The 15,657-nt window shown below is 66.4% G+C and carries 14 protein-coding genes and 3 pseudogenes; 5 read left to right on the plus strand and 12 right to left on the minus strand.

All coding sequences use genetic code 11. The features are described 5' to 3' along the window. Window positions 1-127 precede the first annotated feature (127 nt). Entirely contained in the window at window positions 128-862 is a 735-nt protein-coding gene (locus tag ACIBLA_RS14580; RefSeq protein WP_399198736.1) for a transposase, read from the plus strand. Window positions 863-1,087: 225 nt separating this feature from the next. On the opposite strand, the gene ACIBLA_RS14585 is transcribed toward ACIBLA_RS14580, so the two are convergent. From ACIBLA_RS14585 to trxA, 4 genes are all read right to left on the minus strand, one after another. Continuing rightward, window positions 1,088-2,752 carry a radical SAM protein gene (locus tag ACIBLA_RS14585; protein ID WP_399198737.1) on the minus strand — a complete coding sequence of 555 codons (1,665 nt, stop codon included), beginning with the start codon at window positions 2,750-2,752 and terminating at the stop codon, window positions 1,088-1,090. A gap of 253 nt (window positions 2,753-3,005) precedes the next feature. After that, the gene (locus ACIBLA_RS14590; RefSeq protein WP_399198738.1) at window positions 3,006-3,968 is read right to left on the minus strand and encodes an NADP-dependent oxidoreductase; all 963 of its coding nucleotides are present in this window, start codon (window positions 3,966-3,968) and stop codon (window positions 3,006-3,008) included. A gap of 73 nt (window positions 3,969-4,041) precedes the next feature. Continuing rightward, window positions 4,042-5,064 (minus strand): LLM class flavin-dependent oxidoreductase, encoded by a 1,023-nt coding sequence (locus ACIBLA_RS14595; RefSeq protein ID WP_399198739.1) that lies wholly within the window; start codon window positions 5,062-5,064, stop codon window positions 4,042-4,044. A 59-nt stretch (window positions 5,065-5,123) separates the two neighbouring features. Further along, window positions 5,124-5,489: a thioredoxin gene (trxA, locus tag ACIBLA_RS14600; RefSeq protein WP_399198740.1), complete on the minus strand. Its 366-nt coding sequence runs from the start codon at window positions 5,487-5,489 to the stop codon at window positions 5,124-5,126. A gap of 231 nt (window positions 5,490-5,720) precedes the next feature. Here trxA and ACIBLA_RS14605 point away from each other — a divergent pair, with 231 nt between their 5' ends. Further along, window positions 5,721-6,302, plus strand: a complete 582-nt coding sequence (locus tag ACIBLA_RS14605; protein ID WP_399198741.1) for a TetR/AcrR family transcriptional regulator — start codon at window positions 5,721-5,723, stop codon at window positions 6,300-6,302. 131 nt (window positions 6,303-6,433) lie between these two features. On the opposite strand, the gene ssuE is transcribed toward ACIBLA_RS14605, so the two are convergent. Together ssuE and ACIBLA_RS14615 are read right to left on the minus strand one after the other, a co-directional pair. Beyond that, window positions 6,434-6,991, minus strand: coding sequence for an NADPH-dependent FMN reductase (gene ssuE, locus ACIBLA_RS14610; protein WP_399198742.1), 558 nt, complete (start codon window positions 6,989-6,991; stop codon window positions 6,434-6,436). Window positions 6,992-7,040: 49 nt separating this feature from the next. Beyond that, window positions 7,041-8,096 (minus strand): LLM class flavin-dependent oxidoreductase, encoded by a 1,056-nt coding sequence (locus tag ACIBLA_RS14615; protein ID WP_399198743.1) that lies wholly within the window; start codon window positions 8,094-8,096, stop codon window positions 7,041-7,043. 424 nt (window positions 8,097-8,520) lie between these two features. Here ACIBLA_RS14615 and ACIBLA_RS14620 point away from each other — a divergent pair, with 424 nt between their 5' ends. Continuing rightward, on the plus strand, window positions 8,521-9,021 hold the full coding sequence (locus ACIBLA_RS14620) for a winged helix-turn-helix transcriptional regulator (RefSeq protein ID WP_399198744.1): 501 nt from the start codon (window positions 8,521-8,523) through the stop codon (window positions 9,019-9,021). Window positions 9,022-9,142: 121 nt separating this feature from the next. On the opposite strand, the gene ACIBLA_RS14625 is transcribed toward ACIBLA_RS14620, so the two are convergent. The 3 genes and pseudogenes from ACIBLA_RS14625 to ACIBLA_RS14635 all read right to left on the minus strand — a co-directional run. Further along, on the minus strand, window positions 9,143-9,328 hold the full coding sequence (locus ACIBLA_RS14625; RefSeq protein ID WP_399198745.1) for a hypothetical protein: 186 nt from the start codon (window positions 9,326-9,328) through the stop codon (window positions 9,143-9,145). Between the two features lie 57 nt (window positions 9,329-9,385). Beyond that, the gene (locus ACIBLA_RS14630) at window positions 9,386-11,503 is read right to left on the minus strand and encodes a BTAD domain-containing putative transcriptional regulator (protein WP_399198746.1); all 2,118 of its coding nucleotides are present in this window, start codon (window positions 11,501-11,503) and stop codon (window positions 9,386-9,388) included. 605 nt (window positions 11,504-12,108) lie between these two features. Then, window positions 12,109-12,252: pseudogene (locus ACIBLA_RS14635) on the minus strand (site-specific integrase); the annotation flags it as partial. Between ACIBLA_RS14635 and ACIBLA_RS14640 the strand changes: the two are divergent. Beyond that, window positions 12,247-12,435: pseudogene (locus ACIBLA_RS14640) on the plus strand (transposase); the annotation flags it as partial. The pseudogenes ACIBLA_RS14635 and ACIBLA_RS14640 overlap by 6 nt on opposite strands. 336 nt (window positions 12,436-12,771) lie before the next feature. Here the strand turns inward: ACIBLA_RS14640 and ACIBLA_RS14645 are convergent. Further along, complete coding sequence (locus ACIBLA_RS14645) at window positions 12,772-13,680, minus strand: alpha/beta hydrolase family protein (protein WP_399198747.1); 909 nt, start codon at window positions 13,678-13,680, stop codon at window positions 12,772-12,774. Between the two features lie 157 nt (window positions 13,681-13,837). On the opposite strand from ACIBLA_RS14645, the gene ACIBLA_RS14650 reads away from it, so the two are divergent. Then, window positions 13,838-14,431: a TetR/AcrR family transcriptional regulator gene (locus ACIBLA_RS14650; RefSeq protein WP_399198748.1), complete on the plus strand. Its 594-nt coding sequence runs from the start codon at window positions 13,838-13,840 to the stop codon at window positions 14,429-14,431. Window positions 14,432-14,617: 186 nt separating this feature from the next. On the opposite strand, the gene ACIBLA_RS14655 is transcribed toward ACIBLA_RS14650, so the two are convergent. Then, on the minus strand, window positions 14,618-15,136 hold the full coding sequence (locus ACIBLA_RS14655; RefSeq protein WP_399198749.1) for an LLM class flavin-dependent oxidoreductase: 519 nt from the start codon (window positions 15,134-15,136) through the stop codon (window positions 14,618-14,620). Between the two features lie 154 nt (window positions 15,137-15,290). Beyond that, a pseudogene (locus ACIBLA_RS14660) lies at window positions 15,291-15,431 on the minus strand (LLM class flavin-dependent oxidoreductase); the annotation flags it as partial. Between the last annotated feature and the right edge of the window lie 226 nt (window positions 15,432-15,657).

Raw genomic sequence — 15,657 nt, forward strand, 5'->3', positions numbered from 1 at the left:
CGAACGGCACGACGGCGATGTGGGGGGAGACCGGCTGGACGGGTTGTGGGACGACCAGGACTTTTCCGACTGGTACCCGCGCGACGGCCGGCCGGGGCTCTCGCCTGCCCAGTTGGCCACAGTCTGCGTGCTTCAGTTCCTCCTCGGCCTCTCGGACCGGCAGGCGGCCGATGCAGTGCGCTGCCGCATCAACTTCAAGTACGCCATGGCTCTGGACCTGGACGATCCGGGATTCCACCACAGTGTGCTGGCCGACTTCCGTGAACGCCTCGTCGAGGGTGATCGCGCCGATCGGCTCCTCGACCTGGTGCTGGCCCGGCTCAAGGAAGCCGGGCTGGTGCGTGAACGCACCACGCAGCGCACCGACTCCACCCATGTCCTGTCCGCAGTCCGTGACTTGACCCGGCTGGAGCTGGTCACAGAGGCGGTGCGGGCCGCGCTGGACGAGCTGGCCGGCACCGCGGGGCATCTGTTGGCCGGCCTGGTCGACGAGGAATGGGGGCGCCGTTACGGCCGCCCGGTCCGTCTGGGCATGAACCCATCCCGCCCCAAGACCAGGATCCTCGCCACCGGCGACGACGCCGTCCGGCTGCTGGAGCACCTTGGGCAGCACGGGGCAGAACGCCTGTCCGGACCCGGGTCCAGGCCCTGCGGCAGATCGAGATGCAGAACTACTACCGCGATGCGGCAGGCCGCCTGCGCTGGCGCACCGCCGAGGACGGCGGGCTGCCGCCTTCGTCGGCTGCGGTCGTCTCGCCGTACGACCCGACGGCCCGCTATGCGCGCCGCGGTCATGTCACCCGTTGAAAGGGGTTCGTCGCACATCTCACCGAGACCTGTGATCCTGACGGCGTCAACGTGACCACAGATGTGGCCACCACCGACGCCACCGGCTACGACGCGAAGGCTCGAGACCGCCGACGGCCTTCCAGACCTACCTGGACCAACAGGGAATTCCCCGGTCAAAGTCCTGGCGAACCCTCAGAACCTGATCCCGACCACTCCAAGATCCCCGACAGATTCAGCATCCGTACGAGGTATGAGACCGCGCCCCAGTCAGCTCCCTCGGTCCTCCTGACGGGCACCGTCAGGAGGAGGCCCCCTGGCCGGCGCCGTCGCGCACGGCGGCCAGCCCTCGCAAGATCTCCTCGATCTCCGGTTCCGGGTCGAGATAGTCGGTGTCGAGGCCCTTGATGACCAGTCGGCTCGCTCCCTTGATGAACTCGACGGTCTCTTCCATCGTCATCCCGTTCGCGAGCAGATACGGCAGTGTCCACAGGCTCAGTCCGTAACCCGGCATCAGCGCCGGGCCGTTGACGTTCCGTACCAGGTAGTCCTTCCAGTCGGTCGCCTCCTGCCAGCTCATGGTGGAGTGCCGCCAGGCGTATCCGCTGCCCACGATCCCGTACTTCTCCCGTTGATTCTCGATCGGGGCCAGCACGTCGTGGTAATAGAGCATGACGTTGTAGAACGTGGGCTGAGTCCGGTTGAGGAAAGCGACGGTGTTCTTGACGCTCTCCTCGGTCTCCCCGGGGAATCCCACGATGATCGAGGCGAGAGTGGCGATGCCACGCCGGGTCAGCTCCCGGATGCCGTACTCGTACCGGTCCGTCTTGGCGAACTTCGTCATGTTCTTGAGGATGCGCTGGTCGCCGGACTCGATGCCGAGGAACACCGCGGTGCAGCCGGCTTCCGCCATGAGATCGAATGCCTCGTCGTCGGCGTTGGAGCAGCGGAAGAAGGAAATCCATTTGAGATCGAACTTATTCTCGATCATCATTCGGCAGATCTTCTTGAAGCGCGGCAGCGGCACGTTGAACGTGTCGTCGACGAAGATGAGATTGCGCACCCCGTGATCGCAGAGGTAGCGGAGTTCTTTCTCGATCGTACTCAAGTCGCTGAGGTTCAGCGGACCGGCGAGAGCGGGGTAGTTGCAGAATGCGCAGCCGAAGGAGCAGCTGCGCGAGGTGCGCATGTACGCGGTGGGCGCGTAGTAACTGGGGTCGAAATACGACCAGTCGACCGCGTTCTCGTCAAGGTCGTTGTTCTCGACCGTGGTCAGGGTGTGGAGCATGGGACCGTCGGGGGCAGCCGGGTCCCGGTAGATGAGGTTGGGGGTGCGGCTGAGGTCACCGCCCTTGTCGCGGAGCGCTGCCAGCACGGCCGCGAGGGTGTCCTCACCCTGGGTGCTGTTGATGTAGATGTCGGCGCCGAGAGGCCTGAGCCGTCCGTCACGGGACTCCGGTGATTGATCGGAGCAGAGGTTCTGTATCCGGGGACCGCCCACGATGATCGGGACGTCCGGGTTTTGCTCGCGCACGAAGCGTACAATTTGCTGGATCGGTTCGTCATAGACGTAGTACGTCGTGGTGATCGCCACCGCACGGGGTGAGCCGGCCAGCATCTCACGCAGCTGCTCGGTGGCCGAGTTGAAGGAATTGACGGGGGCGGCACTGAAACCGCGACGGCGCAGAAAGCTGGTGAGGTACGCAACTCCGAGGCTCGGCAGTTCGAAAGCGCTGAGTCGGGAGGGACATCCGGTCGTTCGTTCACGCACGATGTTGAGCAAGTCCATGTACGTCCGGCGCTCACCGCCGAGAAGTACGGAGTTGGTCAGCAGGTCGTGGTATCCGCCGGATTTCCCCTTTTCGGCCCGCTTCCTGCGTGCATGCTCGGCGAAGTCGATCTCGTTGTAGCCGATCACGATGCAGTCCGGATTCATGACGTCCGTCGTCACTTTGGTGTCGTGCACTGGACCTCCCGCAGTGGTAGTGCCGGTGGTCATCGTGCATCGACGCGCTTGCCCACTCTTGGTCGTATCGCTGGCCGCTCTTGCCGCTGCCTTGCGAACAGAGAGATCCGGGCACACAAAGCCGCAATGCACACCACGGAGTTCGACCACAGGGAAGCCGACGCCTTTCCCCGCCGGTTCGCGAGGAATAAGAGGAAGTCTCGCGCGGTGAGTTTCGCGAGTCTCTTGCTGCGGGTCGGCCACCCTGGCCTGGTCAGAAGGTGAGGACAAGCCGGCCGCGAACGCCGCCGGCTTCAAGGCGCCGGTGCGCTTCAGCGGCCTGAGAGGCGGGATACTCCGCAGCCACCCGCATGGTGAGCCCCCCTGTCTCAGCACGCACGCGAAGGGCATCGAGCTTGTCGCGCTCGTGGACGTAGTCCGGTACGAAGACCTCGTGCACCGTGATATCCCCGTGATCCTCCATCGAGGGAGCTCCGGCCATATCGGCGAACCGGACCATGGCAAGCTGTCCGCCCGGACGGATGGCCGGGAGGACCTCAGACCCAATGACCGCGGCGTCGACCAGGCCGGTCACACCACCGGGGACGGCTTCGCGAATGCGCTCGGCAACTCCAACCCCACGGGAGACAATAAGATCGGCGCCCAGGGACCGCACCAGGTTCTCATCGGCGGGAGCCGCATCGGCCACTACACGCAGGCCGATGGCCTTGGCCAGTTGGACGGTGTAGCCCCCCACCGCCCCGGCGGCACCGGTGACGGCCAGCCAGTCCCCCGCGGCCAGCGACAGAAGATCGATGGCCAGTTGCACCGTCAGCCCATTCGCTGGAATGGTGGAGGCCTCGGCGTGGCTGCTGCCGGCCGGAGCGGCGGCCACTTGCCGCGGGTCCAGGACGAGGTACTCGGCGTAGGCCCCGCCGGGGGGCATGTAAGGCACGACCATCGCCATCACACGGTCCCCGATGCTCAGATCGGTCTCGGCGCCGGGGCCGATTTCATCCACAACTCCTGCTGCCTCGTTGCCCGGCCGGTACGGCGGGGCAAGAAGACTGTCGAGCATCGAGTCCATCGCCCCCGCCCGCAGCACGGTGTCGGACGGATTCACCGTTGCGGCACGCACGCGCATGCGAATCTGGCCGCGACCCGCATGAGGTTCGGGAACGTCCACTAACCGCAGGACCTCTGGTCCGCCGTACTCCGAAACCACGACTGCCTTCATGTCTCTCCTCTGAACGGCCGGCTCTCGCCGGCAACCCCAATGCACACTCGTAACCCACGTTGCCGCGGCGCCCTCAGCCGACGCCGGCAAGCAGTCGCAATGTCTCCTCCCGGTTGGGCCCCGTCGCGGGGTCGGTTCCGGCGTATGCGCCTGCGACCGGATTGACCATCACCTCATCGACACCGTGCGAGGCGGCCAGCTCTTCCAGTTGTGCTCGCGCCTGAGCGCCGGATCCGATCACCCAGGTGGACCGGATCGCGTCCAGCAGCGACCTCTGCGAACTGGTCAAGTCGGACTTCTCGGCATCCTCGATCAACCGCTGGCGTTGCAGCGGGGCGCCCGTGCGCAGGGCCAGCAGCCCCAAGGCCAGGGGCAGGGATCGTCGCCAAGCCTCCTCCTCCGTTTCCGCGACGCAAGCATTGACGGTCAGGAACGTCGCCGGCTTGGCCAGTGCCGCCGACGGCCGGAAGGTGTCGCGATACAGGGCAAGGGCCTCGGAAGTGCCCTGGCCGGAGAAATGGTGTGCGAAGACGTACGGCATGCCGTTCTCCGCCGCCAGCCGAGCGGAGAAGTCGGAGGAACCAAGCAACCAGACGGCAGGCGTCGAAGCCGCGACTGGAGTCGCTCGCAACTGGTGGCGCCGCCCGGCCGCATGGACTTCGGCGCCCGAGGCTCCCATCATCGCGACCACCTGGTCGACATGCTCGGAAAAGGTACCGGAGGCGCCCGCGGCCCGGCTCAGCGCCCACGTGGTCAGGGGGTCGCTGCCGGAGGCACGGCCGATCCCGAGATCGATCCTGCCAGGGAAGCCTGCTTCCAGGATGGCGAACTGCTCGGCGACTACCAGCGGTGCGTGGTTCGGCAGCAGCACACCGCCGGACCCCACCCGGATCCGCTCGGTTGCCCCGGCAATCATGGCGATCAACACCGGCGGATTCGTGGCGGCGATATCAGGCATGTTGTGGTGCTCGGCGATCCAGTAGCGCTCGAACCCCAGCTCGTCGGCCAACCGGGCAAGACGCAACGAGCCGTTGATCGCATGGGAACTGGTCTGGTCGGCCCGGACGATGATGATGTCGAGGACGCTGAGTTTCACTTTCTTCCTCACAACGCTCGCGGGTGGGACGGGACGTGCGCGGTTGTCGTGCTCTGCCCTCAACTGACCTGCTCGCTCTCGGCGTTCCGCAGTGCGGCGTCGATGTCGAGGTCAACAACGGCGTCGATGACTTCCTGCAGGGCGGCGGCAGGGAGTGCTCCTGGCTGGGAGAAGACGAGTCTGCCCTTCTTGAAAGCCATCAGGGTGGGGATGGAGGTGATCTGAGCGGCTGCTGCGAGTGCCTGCTCGGCCTCGGTGTCAACCTTGCCGAATACCAGATCGGGATGCTGCTCCGAAGCGGCCTCGAAGACAGGTCCGAACGCGCGGCACGGGCCACACCAATCGGCCCAGAAGTCGACAAGCACGATGTCGTTACCGGCGATGGCCGGTTCGAAATTCTCGCTGGTCAGCGCAGTGGTGGCCATGACTTGAGTTCCTTCCTCAAACAGTTAAGTGGGCGCCATTGCCCACTTAACCGTGCGAGGGCTCCGCTTTATTCCGCTGTCGGGCAAGGCAGCTCGTTTCTGTCCGGCCGGGTGCAGACACCAGATGCATGGCACCGGTGTCGGCGCACCGTCCGGCGACACAGCCCGAAGACGAGGAGCACCGAGGCCGGACCTACGACGCCCGCCACGGTATCGAGTAGGGTTTTTCCCGTGGTGGCCAGCGAATCCGAGGCTCTCCGAGCCGACGCACAGCGTAATCGTGAGGCGATCCTCGCCGCTGCTCGTCGCGTGTTCGCCGAGAGTGGCCCGGATGCCCCCCTCGGCCTGGTCGCCACGGAGGCCGGTGTCGGACGCGCCACCATGCAGCGGCGATTTCCCGCACGCGAAGATCTGATCCTCGCGCTCATCAACGAGAACATGGACCGCCTGCAGGGAGTGGTGGACAAGACGCACGGCCGCCCCGACTGCTTCCTCCAGCTCTTGGTCGAGGTCAAGCGGATCGTGGTCAGGGACCGCAGCTTCATGGACTTCATCTACCGCTATGACGTCCCCGCATCGCTGCACGAGGACGTCGCGCGGCGTTTCCTCGAGATCGCGGCCGAGCCCCTCGCCGAGGCTCAGCAGGCAGGCCTTGTCCGGCCCGACCTGACGCCGGCGGACACGGTGATCGTCATCGACATGCTGACCGGGCCGCTCAATCATCCTGTCCCACACGACAACGACCTCTCGGGTACCGCTGACAAAACATTGGAGCTGATTCTGTCCGCACTGGGCGCGCCCCGCCGACGGTGACCTGAATCCTGATCCGGCGCTCACAGGGTGCGCGATTCCGGGACGCGGGGTGAGATCGGCCGGGTCGGCGCCGACGCCCCAGCCGGCGACGAGCTTGAGAGCGTCTTCGCCGCGGAATCCGGGTACGGCGCTCATCCAGCGGGCTCAGGCACGGTCGTACGGCCTCCGAGTGCGGTGGAGAAGTGGTCCGTGACGTGCGCCAGGGCCTCGACGGCAGTCGGTGCGACGGTCAGCGCGCCGTCGTCATCGACGATGATGTCCGTGTCGAGCGTGAACCAGCCCGGCACGATGTGCGCGGCGCCCATGGAACTCAGCACCGGACGCAGCGCATAGTCGATGGCCAGCGCGTGGGCCGTACTGCCACCGGTGGCCAGCGGTAGCACGATCTTGTCGATGAGCGCGTATTGGGGCAGCAGGTCGAGGAGTGACTTCAGCAGGCCCGAATAGGCGGATTTGTAGATGGGGGTGCCGATCACCACCCCATGGGCCCGCTCGAACAGGGCCGTGGCGTCGGCGATCGCCGGGTGCCGGAGGTCGGCGCCGAGCAGCGCTTCAGCGGGCAGAGTGCGCACGTCCAACGAGATCACGTCGTGGCCCTGAAGCCGGAGCCGATCGTCCAGGCAGCGCAGGAGTCGTGCGGTGCGGGAGGTGGCGGAAGGGCTTCCGGAGACGGACACAATGACGGCCATGTGGGGACCTTCCCTTCGGGATGTGGATGTACCGAGTGGGGTTGCCGGCTCAGGCTCCGTCGGCAGTGATCGGGTATACGTCGGGCTTGACGCCGAGGGCGTCGGCGATGAGCGCGTGAGAGTACCGGCGGGCCTCCTGATCGGGGCTGATGCTCTGGAGCATGATTTCGGTCGCTCCGGTCTGCTCGATCATCTGGAGGAGTTGGTCCCGCACCGTTTCAGGACGGCCCGCGAGCTGTCGGGGCCACCGTCCGTTCACGATCCTGGAAGGTTCGTCCTTCTGCGCGGTGGTCAACGTGCGAGAGGCTTCGTCGACGGACGGGACGATGATGGAACCACCGCTTCGGCCCAGGCCCAGGCTGGCGTAGACGGCCCGGGTCGGCCACGTCATCTGGTGGGCCTCTTCATCGGTGTCGGAGGCGAACACACTGACCCCGAGCATCACCTGGGGGGTCTCAGCACCGTACGGAGTAGGGGTGAACGCCTTGCGGTAAGCCCGCAAGGCGGGAACCGCACCGGCCGGGTTGATGAACGCGGCGAAGGAGTAGCCGATGCCAAGGGTGGCGGCCAGTCCGGCGCTGCTGCCGGAAGAGCCGAGAACCCACGGATCGGGGCGGGCGGTCACCGTAGGCATGAGCGGGATTTGACCGAAGGGATGATCGGCTGGGAAGTCACGGTGCAAGAACGCCAGCACTTCCTGAACTTGCTGACCGAAGTCGTCGAGCGGTCCGGCATCCCGGTCCCGCCTGAGGGCCAGGTCGACGAGTGGCCCGGCGGTCGCCCGCCCGAGCCCCATGTCGAAGCGCCCCGGTGCCATGACCTCCAACTGCAAGAACAGTTCGGCGACCTTCAACGGGCTGTAGTGGTTCAGCAGAATTGCTCCGGACCCAATGCGGATTCGCTTTGTCTCCCGGGCTACGGCGCCCATGAGCACCTCGGGTGAATGGGAGGCCACCGAACTGATCCCGTGATGTTCGGCGAACCACATCCGGTGGAAACCGTGCCGCTCGGCGTGCTTGGTGGTGGCCAGTGCCTCGTTGAACGCGTCGAACGCGGTCTTGTCGCTCGCTACCGTGGCCTGTTCCACGATCGAGAGTTTCACCATGATCCTGATCTCTTTTCGTTGTCTGGGTGGCCGGTCGTGCGCCGGGCGGCGAATGCGTGATCCCGCCCCGCCGGCCGCGTCTGCGGCGCCGCCTTCTCCGCTGTGACCAGCGCGCCATCGTTCGGAGCCACCCCCCGAACCCACTCTCATCTACGTCGTAGCCGCGATGGCGTTACCCCCTGGCCCGGTCGGAACGGATCAGGACATGATCGAGAACGGACGAGACCGGCCTGCGGTTGAGGCGCTTCGTGAGTGGCCACGACGGCTGCCATGAACAGTTGGGGGGGCAACGCTGTTCGGTCTGCTGAGGATGGCCATGATGCGTTCCGTTCCTGAGTACGGGCGCACGATGCCCCGCAACCTGTAGGTGCTAAGATGAAAGCAAGCAACTTCGACCTTAGCAGTAACGGAATGAGGGGGAAAATTGGTAAGCCGGATCAACCTGGAAGGCCGGGAGAACCCCTTGTGCGCGGCGGCGCAGCACGTCTGCGAGTGGTGGACGCTGCTGATCCTCCACGACGCCTTCGACGGCTACACCCGCTTCGACCAGTTTCAGGAGAACCTCGGTATCTCCTCCAGCATGCTCACCACCCGGCTCAAGGCCCTGGTCGCCGACGGCTTGCTGGAGCGCCGCCCCTACCAGACCAACCCCGTTCGTCACGAATACGTGCTCACCGACCTGGGGCAGTCCCTGTGGCCGGTCATTGTGGCGCTGACCGCATGGGGAAACTCTCGCCTGGCACCAGAAGAGCGCAGCATGGTCCTCGTCGACGCGACGACGGGCGAAGAAGTCGACCCGATCGTCGTCGACGCCTCAACATGCCGTCGCCTCGACGACAGCGACGCCTATGTCTACGCCGCCGGACCTGCGGCCAGTGACGCCATGCGTGCCCGCTACGACCGCAAGATCGGCAGCTCCGCCTGATAGTGCGGTGCGCTGTTCGACGTCGACGAGGCTCTCCGTCTCGAAGTCACCGATATCCGGGGCGCCGAGCACCGCCGCGAGCTGCGCGGCGTCCGCGTCGCGAGTACTCTGCCAGTGCGCGCTACTGCGTCTCGTAGGACACCGCGGGCAACTCCAGCGCATCGTCGCCGATCTTCATACGGATACTGCCCGGCCTCCACCGGCTCAGCGGGTCCTGAACGAGGCCGACCAGCACCGGCAGCAGGGCGCCGCTGCCGCGCAGGCCGAGCATCCTTGGTGTGCCAGATGTGATGGGGGATCCGCTCAACCTCTTCGTCCTCCTGGTCCGCGAACCGGTCGGCCATCCGTGCGCGCCCTCGGACACTCAGTTTCTGCGCGGCCTGGCGTGCAGGTTCTGCCGCTCTTCGCGCGACAACTGGTCGATGAGTGTCTCCTGGACCAGGACGTGGGTGAAGGAGAGCCGGCCCCGGGCGAGCGGGTCCTCGCTGAGCAGACCCTCCCTGATCGCCGTGTCCAGTGCCGCCGCCACCGGCTCGTCGTCGGGTGCGGTACGGGACAGGAGGTCCGTGTCGACCTCGGTACCGATGACCGCGCACCGGCGCAGTACCCGCAATACAGGCTCCGGCAGCGCGGACAGTTGCCAGCGCAGCACCTCGCGTACACCGTCGGGGATCTGGGCCAGCAGGATGCCCGCGGCGTCGGGGTCGTGCAGTCGCCGGGCATCGCCGATGTGGGAAAGAAATTGCATGACGAAGTAGGGATTGCCCTTGCTGCGCCGGTGCAGGGTCCGCACCACTTCTATTTCCACCCCAGGCCCTGCCTGCGCCTCTACCAGGGCCGCCACGGCGTCCAGGGAGAGGCCGCGGAGCTCCAGCGTCTCGGTCCTGGGGCCCTTGAGGATCTCAGCCACTGTCCGGCATGCCGCCGACTCGCTGGGCCCTTGATGCCGGGCGCTCAGTACGATGCTCAACGGGAAGGAATGGATGCGGGAGCAGAGCAGTCTGAGCAGGTCGAGGGAGGCCATGTCCGCCCAGTTCAGGTCCTCCACGAGCAGCACCAGCGGACGCTGCGTGGCGAGGGTGAACAGCACCTCGCAGACCGCGTCGTGGGTACGGAACCGCGCCTGGTGCCAAAGGACTTCGGAGAGCTCCGCAGGGGCGTGTCCTGCCGCCTGTTCGGGCAGCAGCGGGGCGAGCAGCGTGCCGAAGGGGGCCGCCGCGGCACGAAAGGCGTCCGGCCGCCCGGCCGACAGCCGGCGCAGGACCTGGGTCCACAGCCAGTAGGGCGAGACTCCCTCGCCGGGAATGCACTGACTGGTGACCACCTCCAGTTCGACCTCCGGGTCCTCCAGACGGGAGCTGAGCTCCAGCAGCAGGCGCGTCTTGCCGGTTCCGGCCGCGCCGACCACGCAGGCTACGTGCCCGTGGCCGGTGACCGCGGCCGCTGCCGCGTAGGTCAGACGGCGCAGCTCCTGGCTCCGGCCGACGAAAGGCACGGAAGAAGAAGAGGCGCCGGCCGGGGAAGCGCCGGGCGAAATGGCGCCGGAAACAGGTTCGGCCGTCACGGCTTCCAGGCCCCTGCCGGGCGTGACCACTTCCGTGGTGAAAGTCTTGCCGGTGGGCTCGCCGATCGCTTCGTCGGTGGGCTCGTCGGGGCGCCCGCCGATGGCTGGCTCCTGGCGGAGGATGGCCGTGTGCACCCGCTGGAGTTCGACGGCGGTGTCCACACCGAACTCCTCGACGAGGTGCCTGCGCGTCCGCTCGTACAACTCCAGTGCCTCGGCCTGCCGCCCGAGGCGGGATAAAGCTGTCATCAAGTGACCGACGAGGCGTTCGCGGATCGGGTTACGGCGTACTTCCGTGCCCAGGGCGTCCGCCACGTCGTCGGCCGCTCCCAGGGCGAGTCCGGCCTCGGCACAGAACTCGACGGCGGTGAGCCGGACTTGCTCCAGCCGAGTGGCCTCGTCGATGAGCGGTGGATGGGCGCTGAACTCCGTGTACGGGGAGCCGCGCCACAGCCGCAGCGCCCTGGTGAGCCTGTCGTGCGCGGCAGGGTGATCCCCCTGGTCCAGTAACGTCCGCCCCGCGGAGACCATGTGCTCGAAGCGGCGGAAATCGACCTGTTCCGGGGGGAGCTGAAGTACATAACCGGGTGCCCGATAGCGCAGTACGGAGGGTGTGCCCTGGCCGGCAGCCGCCCGGTCGAGCACGCGGCGCAGGTGAGAGATATGACTCTGCAGTGTGGCGACCGGCTTGTGTGGAGGTTCGTTTCCCCACAGCTCTTCGATGAGAAGTTCCGTGGGGACAACTCTGCCCAGACGTATCAGCAACAGCGCGAGCACTGCTCGTCGCCGCGGTGGACCGATGGGGAGTTCGCGTCCCTCGTGCTGGGCGGAAATCGGTCCCAAGACGCGGAGCAGCGGCCCGGACGAATCGGCTTGCCCCGGAGAGTGTGACCGGACGGGCGTCTGAGGTACGGGCATGTGAGGCCCCAATCATTCACACCTTGCGACGGTGATGTCGGACGACCCGGAGGGTGACCGGGAACATCCACCACGTGATCTTGGCATGGTGACCAGTTCATTCAAAGATCAAGAATTGCAATCAGTTGGCAATGCCGACGGTGGGTTCCACTGCTGTCCCAGCGGATCGCAGCCTTGTCACCTTCTACGTCCCCAAAGAGTCCGCCAAGGGACAGCTCCTCGCCGTCAAGACGGCATCAACACGATCTCGAACAGGCCGACTTGATGGACGACGAACACGCGCCCTTTGAGCGACCGCGACGCTGTCACCGCCCTATCCGAGCGACTCGCTCACGTTCCGACTCCAGCCAGCCCTACGCCCAGCGAGCTGGGGAACCGGTCCGCCTTCATCCCACTCACGCAGGTCGCTGACACCCTCATAAAGCGCCCGGTCAGGACAGAGCCACAGAAGGAGCTGGAGGTGTACGTCAGTTACAGCGGGGGGCGCGGCAACAGGATCGAGGGAAAGCGGCTGGGCCTCGTGCACAGCGACATATCCGTGGACGCCAGCGGCGCGGCATCGACTGGGGAGAATCTGGGGAGTTTCGACCGGCGTGCCGCTCGCCCTAACTCTCAAGCCGTCCGTCGATCGCCGTGCGCCCCTTGCATCCGGCCTCCGGCATGAAGTGAGCGTAGTAACCGAGGGTGATCTCCGCCGAGGAATACCCGAGCCACCGCGCCAAGGTCACGACGGACTCCCCGGCCTCCAGCTGTTCGCGGCGATCATCTACGTGTTGGTCAGCGGACGCGCCTGGCGGGCATTGCCTCCGTGCTTCGGGATATCGAAGTCGACGGCCCACCGCAGGTTTCTGCTCTGGTCAAGAGCCGGTGTCTGGGGCCGGCTCCACGAAGAGATCCTGCACCGCCTGGACGACGCCGGCCTGCTCGATCTCTGACGGACACTGCAGTACGGCAGTACGTACCTCTGTCAGCCACGAGAACGAGCGCCGTACTGCGGAGGGCCAGGCGAAGACCCAGATCGCCTGCGTGCTGCTCTGGGCCGAGGGCGGAGCGGGGACGGAACCGCAGCAGGTCATGACGCCGCACGCTGCCCCAGGCCATGATCAGCATCGGCGGAAACAGCGGGCAGAAGGGACACGCGTCGTGGGCACGAGTGGAGAAGGTACGTCTGAGCAGGACACCGCTCTGCGGCACGAGCGCGGGTGCCGCAGACAGGCCGCTTCGGCGGGGGGGGGGGGAAGTCGCCCCCTGCGTCTGCTTGCCCGTCCTCAGACGAGATGGTCGGCGAACCATTCGAGCATCAGCTGCGGATTCTCGGGGAAGTAGTTGTAGCCGTCGAACCGGCGGGTCGTGCCTTCGATCCAGTGCAGTTTCTTGTCAGTGGCGCCCAGGTTGTCGTAGATGCCCTGCACGTCGGACGGGTGGGTGCTGGAGTCATGGTGCACTTGCGCGACGAGGGTCGGCACGGTGACGTCCTTGGCGTAGGGCGTGGGCGTCAGCTCGTCGAGGTTGAAGCCGCTGAGATTCTTGAACTCCAGGTCGAAGGCGTCGATCGCGTCCGGTACGCCCTGCGAGCTGAGGAGAGCCTGCGCGACCGGGCGGAACGACGACGGCTGCAGCGCGATCAGCGCGCGGATCCCCTGGAACTCCTCCGGGTGTTTGGACATCGCGATGATCGTCGAGTTCGCGCCGAGGCAGCGACTGAAGAGAGCGATGCGCGAGTTGTCGATGCCCAGTCGTCGGCAGCCGTACCGCAACGAGCCGATCACGTCCTGATATTCGTGCAGCCCGAAGGACATGACACCACCGCCCGCGGAGTCGCTCTGACCGTGGTTGCGCAGGTCGTAAGCCAGCACGTTGTACCCGGCGTTGTGCAGATTCCGGTAGTCGGGCAGGAAGTTGACCTCGAAGTCGACCATGGCGTTGTAGGGCTCGATGTGGCCCGGGAATCCGTAGCGGTTGCCCGGCCCCGGGTGGTTGGCGATCACGAGCTTGTCCGAGTCCGCCGGGATGAACCAGCCTTCCAGAGTGGTGCCGTCCTCGGATGCGAAGCGGACGCCTTCGTAGGCCATGCCGTATTCGTCGGGACGCCGCATGATCGGGGCACGGACCGGGTGAGCGAAGGCGGTCGCCAGGCTGGCGACGATCTGCCGCTCGGTGCTGTCGCTGATGGTCATGTTCAAGCCTCTGTGCGGTCGGTGAAGGGGGTTGTCTCGTCGACTCACGGGCGCCGGACGCCGCTCTCGAACATGACCATCAATGTACTCACTGAGTACATTGATGGTCAATGGCCTCCCCCGATCACGGTGCATGCATCGGGATACGCTGGCAGGCATGTCCGAAAGCCGCCCGTACCACCATGGGAACCTGCGAGCTGTTCTCCTGGTGAACGCGGAGCGTGCCCTGCGCGAGAAGGGGGCCGACGCCCTCTCGCTGCGTGAATTGGCCCGCGAAGCCGATGTAAGCGCTCGCGCACCCGTCCGCCACTTCAAGGACAAGCAGGCCCTGCTCAACGCCTTGGTACTCAGGGGGTACGAACGGTTGGGCCATGCTTTGCAGGCCGCCGACGACCGAGGTGCGCCCTTGGAACTGCGGCTTTCCGCCTTCGCTCAGGCGTACCTCGGCTTTGCCGTCGACAATTCCGAGTTGCTGGAACTCATGTACGCCCGTAAACACGACCCGGACGCCTCTGAGCAGATGACCACGGCCATCGACCGGACGATGGGCGGCCTGCGGCGGGTGATCATGGAGGCGCAGAAGCGCGGCGAGATCATCGAGGACGACCCCGAGCGACTCACGCTCGTCGTGGCCGCTGGTCTGCATGGTGTCGCCGCGCTCACAGTCAACGGCGCGCTCGCCCGGCAGGCGGGCATGGACGGTGCTCGCGACGTGGTCCACCATCTGCTCCGCGGGCTCACGCCCAGGTGACGTCCGCCGGACAACCTGCCTGATGGCAGGGCGGGTTGGTGGCGGCCAGGGCTGTTGTTGTCGTCCTCATGCCGCGTCGACCGTGCTGTCGGCCGCGCGTCGGGTGTGAGGCCGAGGGCTTCGGCGATGAGCGCGTGGGAGTGGCGACGGGCCTCCTGGTCGGGGCTGATGCTCTGGAGCATGACTTCAGTCGCTCCGGTCTGCTCGATCATCTGCAGGAGCTGGTCCCGGTCGGTCTCGGGCGGCCGGCGAGCTGCCGGGGCCAGCGGCCGTTGACGATCCTGGACGGTTCGTCCTTCTGTGCGGTGGTGAGGGTGCGGGCTGCTTCGTCGATGGACGGGACGATAGGGGCGGTTTCGGTGCGGCCCAGACTGTCGAAGATGGCCCGGTCGGCCACGTCATGCGGTGGGCCTCTTCGTCGGTGTCGGCGGCGAACACGGCGACACCGAGCATCACTTGGGGGGTCTGGGCCCCGTACTGGGTGGGCTTGAACGTCTTGCGGTAGACGCGCAGGGCTGGGACCGCGCCGCCGGGGTTGATGAATCCGGCGAAGGAGTAGCCGATGCCGAGGGCGGCGGCCAGTCCGGCGCTGCTGCCGGAGGAGCCGAGGATCCACGGGTCGGGGCGGGCGGTCACAGTCGGCATGAGCGGGATCTGCTGGAAGGGGTGGTCCGCCGGGAAGTCGTGGTGCAGGAAGGCCAGCACTTCCTGCACCTGCTGGTCGAAGTCGTTGAGATGCCCGCTCTCCCGGTCGCGTTTGAGGGCGATGTCGACGAGCGGGCCGGTGGTCGCGCGTCCGAGCCCCCATGTCGAAGCGCCCTGGTGCCACGGTCTCCAACTGCAGGAACGGTTCGGCGACCTTCAGCGGGCTGTAGTGGTTGAGCAGGATCGCACCGGAACCGATGCGGATGCGTTCGGTCTCGTGTGCCACGACACCCATGAGGACCTCGGGTGCGTGCGAGCCGACGTTGCCGAGGCCGTGGTGCTCGGCGAACCACATCCGGTGGAATCCGTGCTGCTCGGCATGCTTGGTGGTGGCCAGCGCCTCCTGGAACACCTACGTCTTCACCGCGGGCCCCGCGGCCAGCGACGCCATGCGGGACCGCTACCGTCACCGCAGGCGGGGCCCTGACAGGAGCAGCCCTGTTCGCCAGGGCTGAACAGGGCTGCTGTGGGGTCGAGTTGGGAAGAGCGTCAATCGGGTGGCGCCCCTACCGATCCGCTGG

The organism is Streptomyces sp. NPDC050433, from assembly GCF_044458565.1.
Taxonomy (GTDB): Bacteria; Actinomycetota; Actinomycetes; order Streptomycetales; family Streptomycetaceae; genus Streptomyces.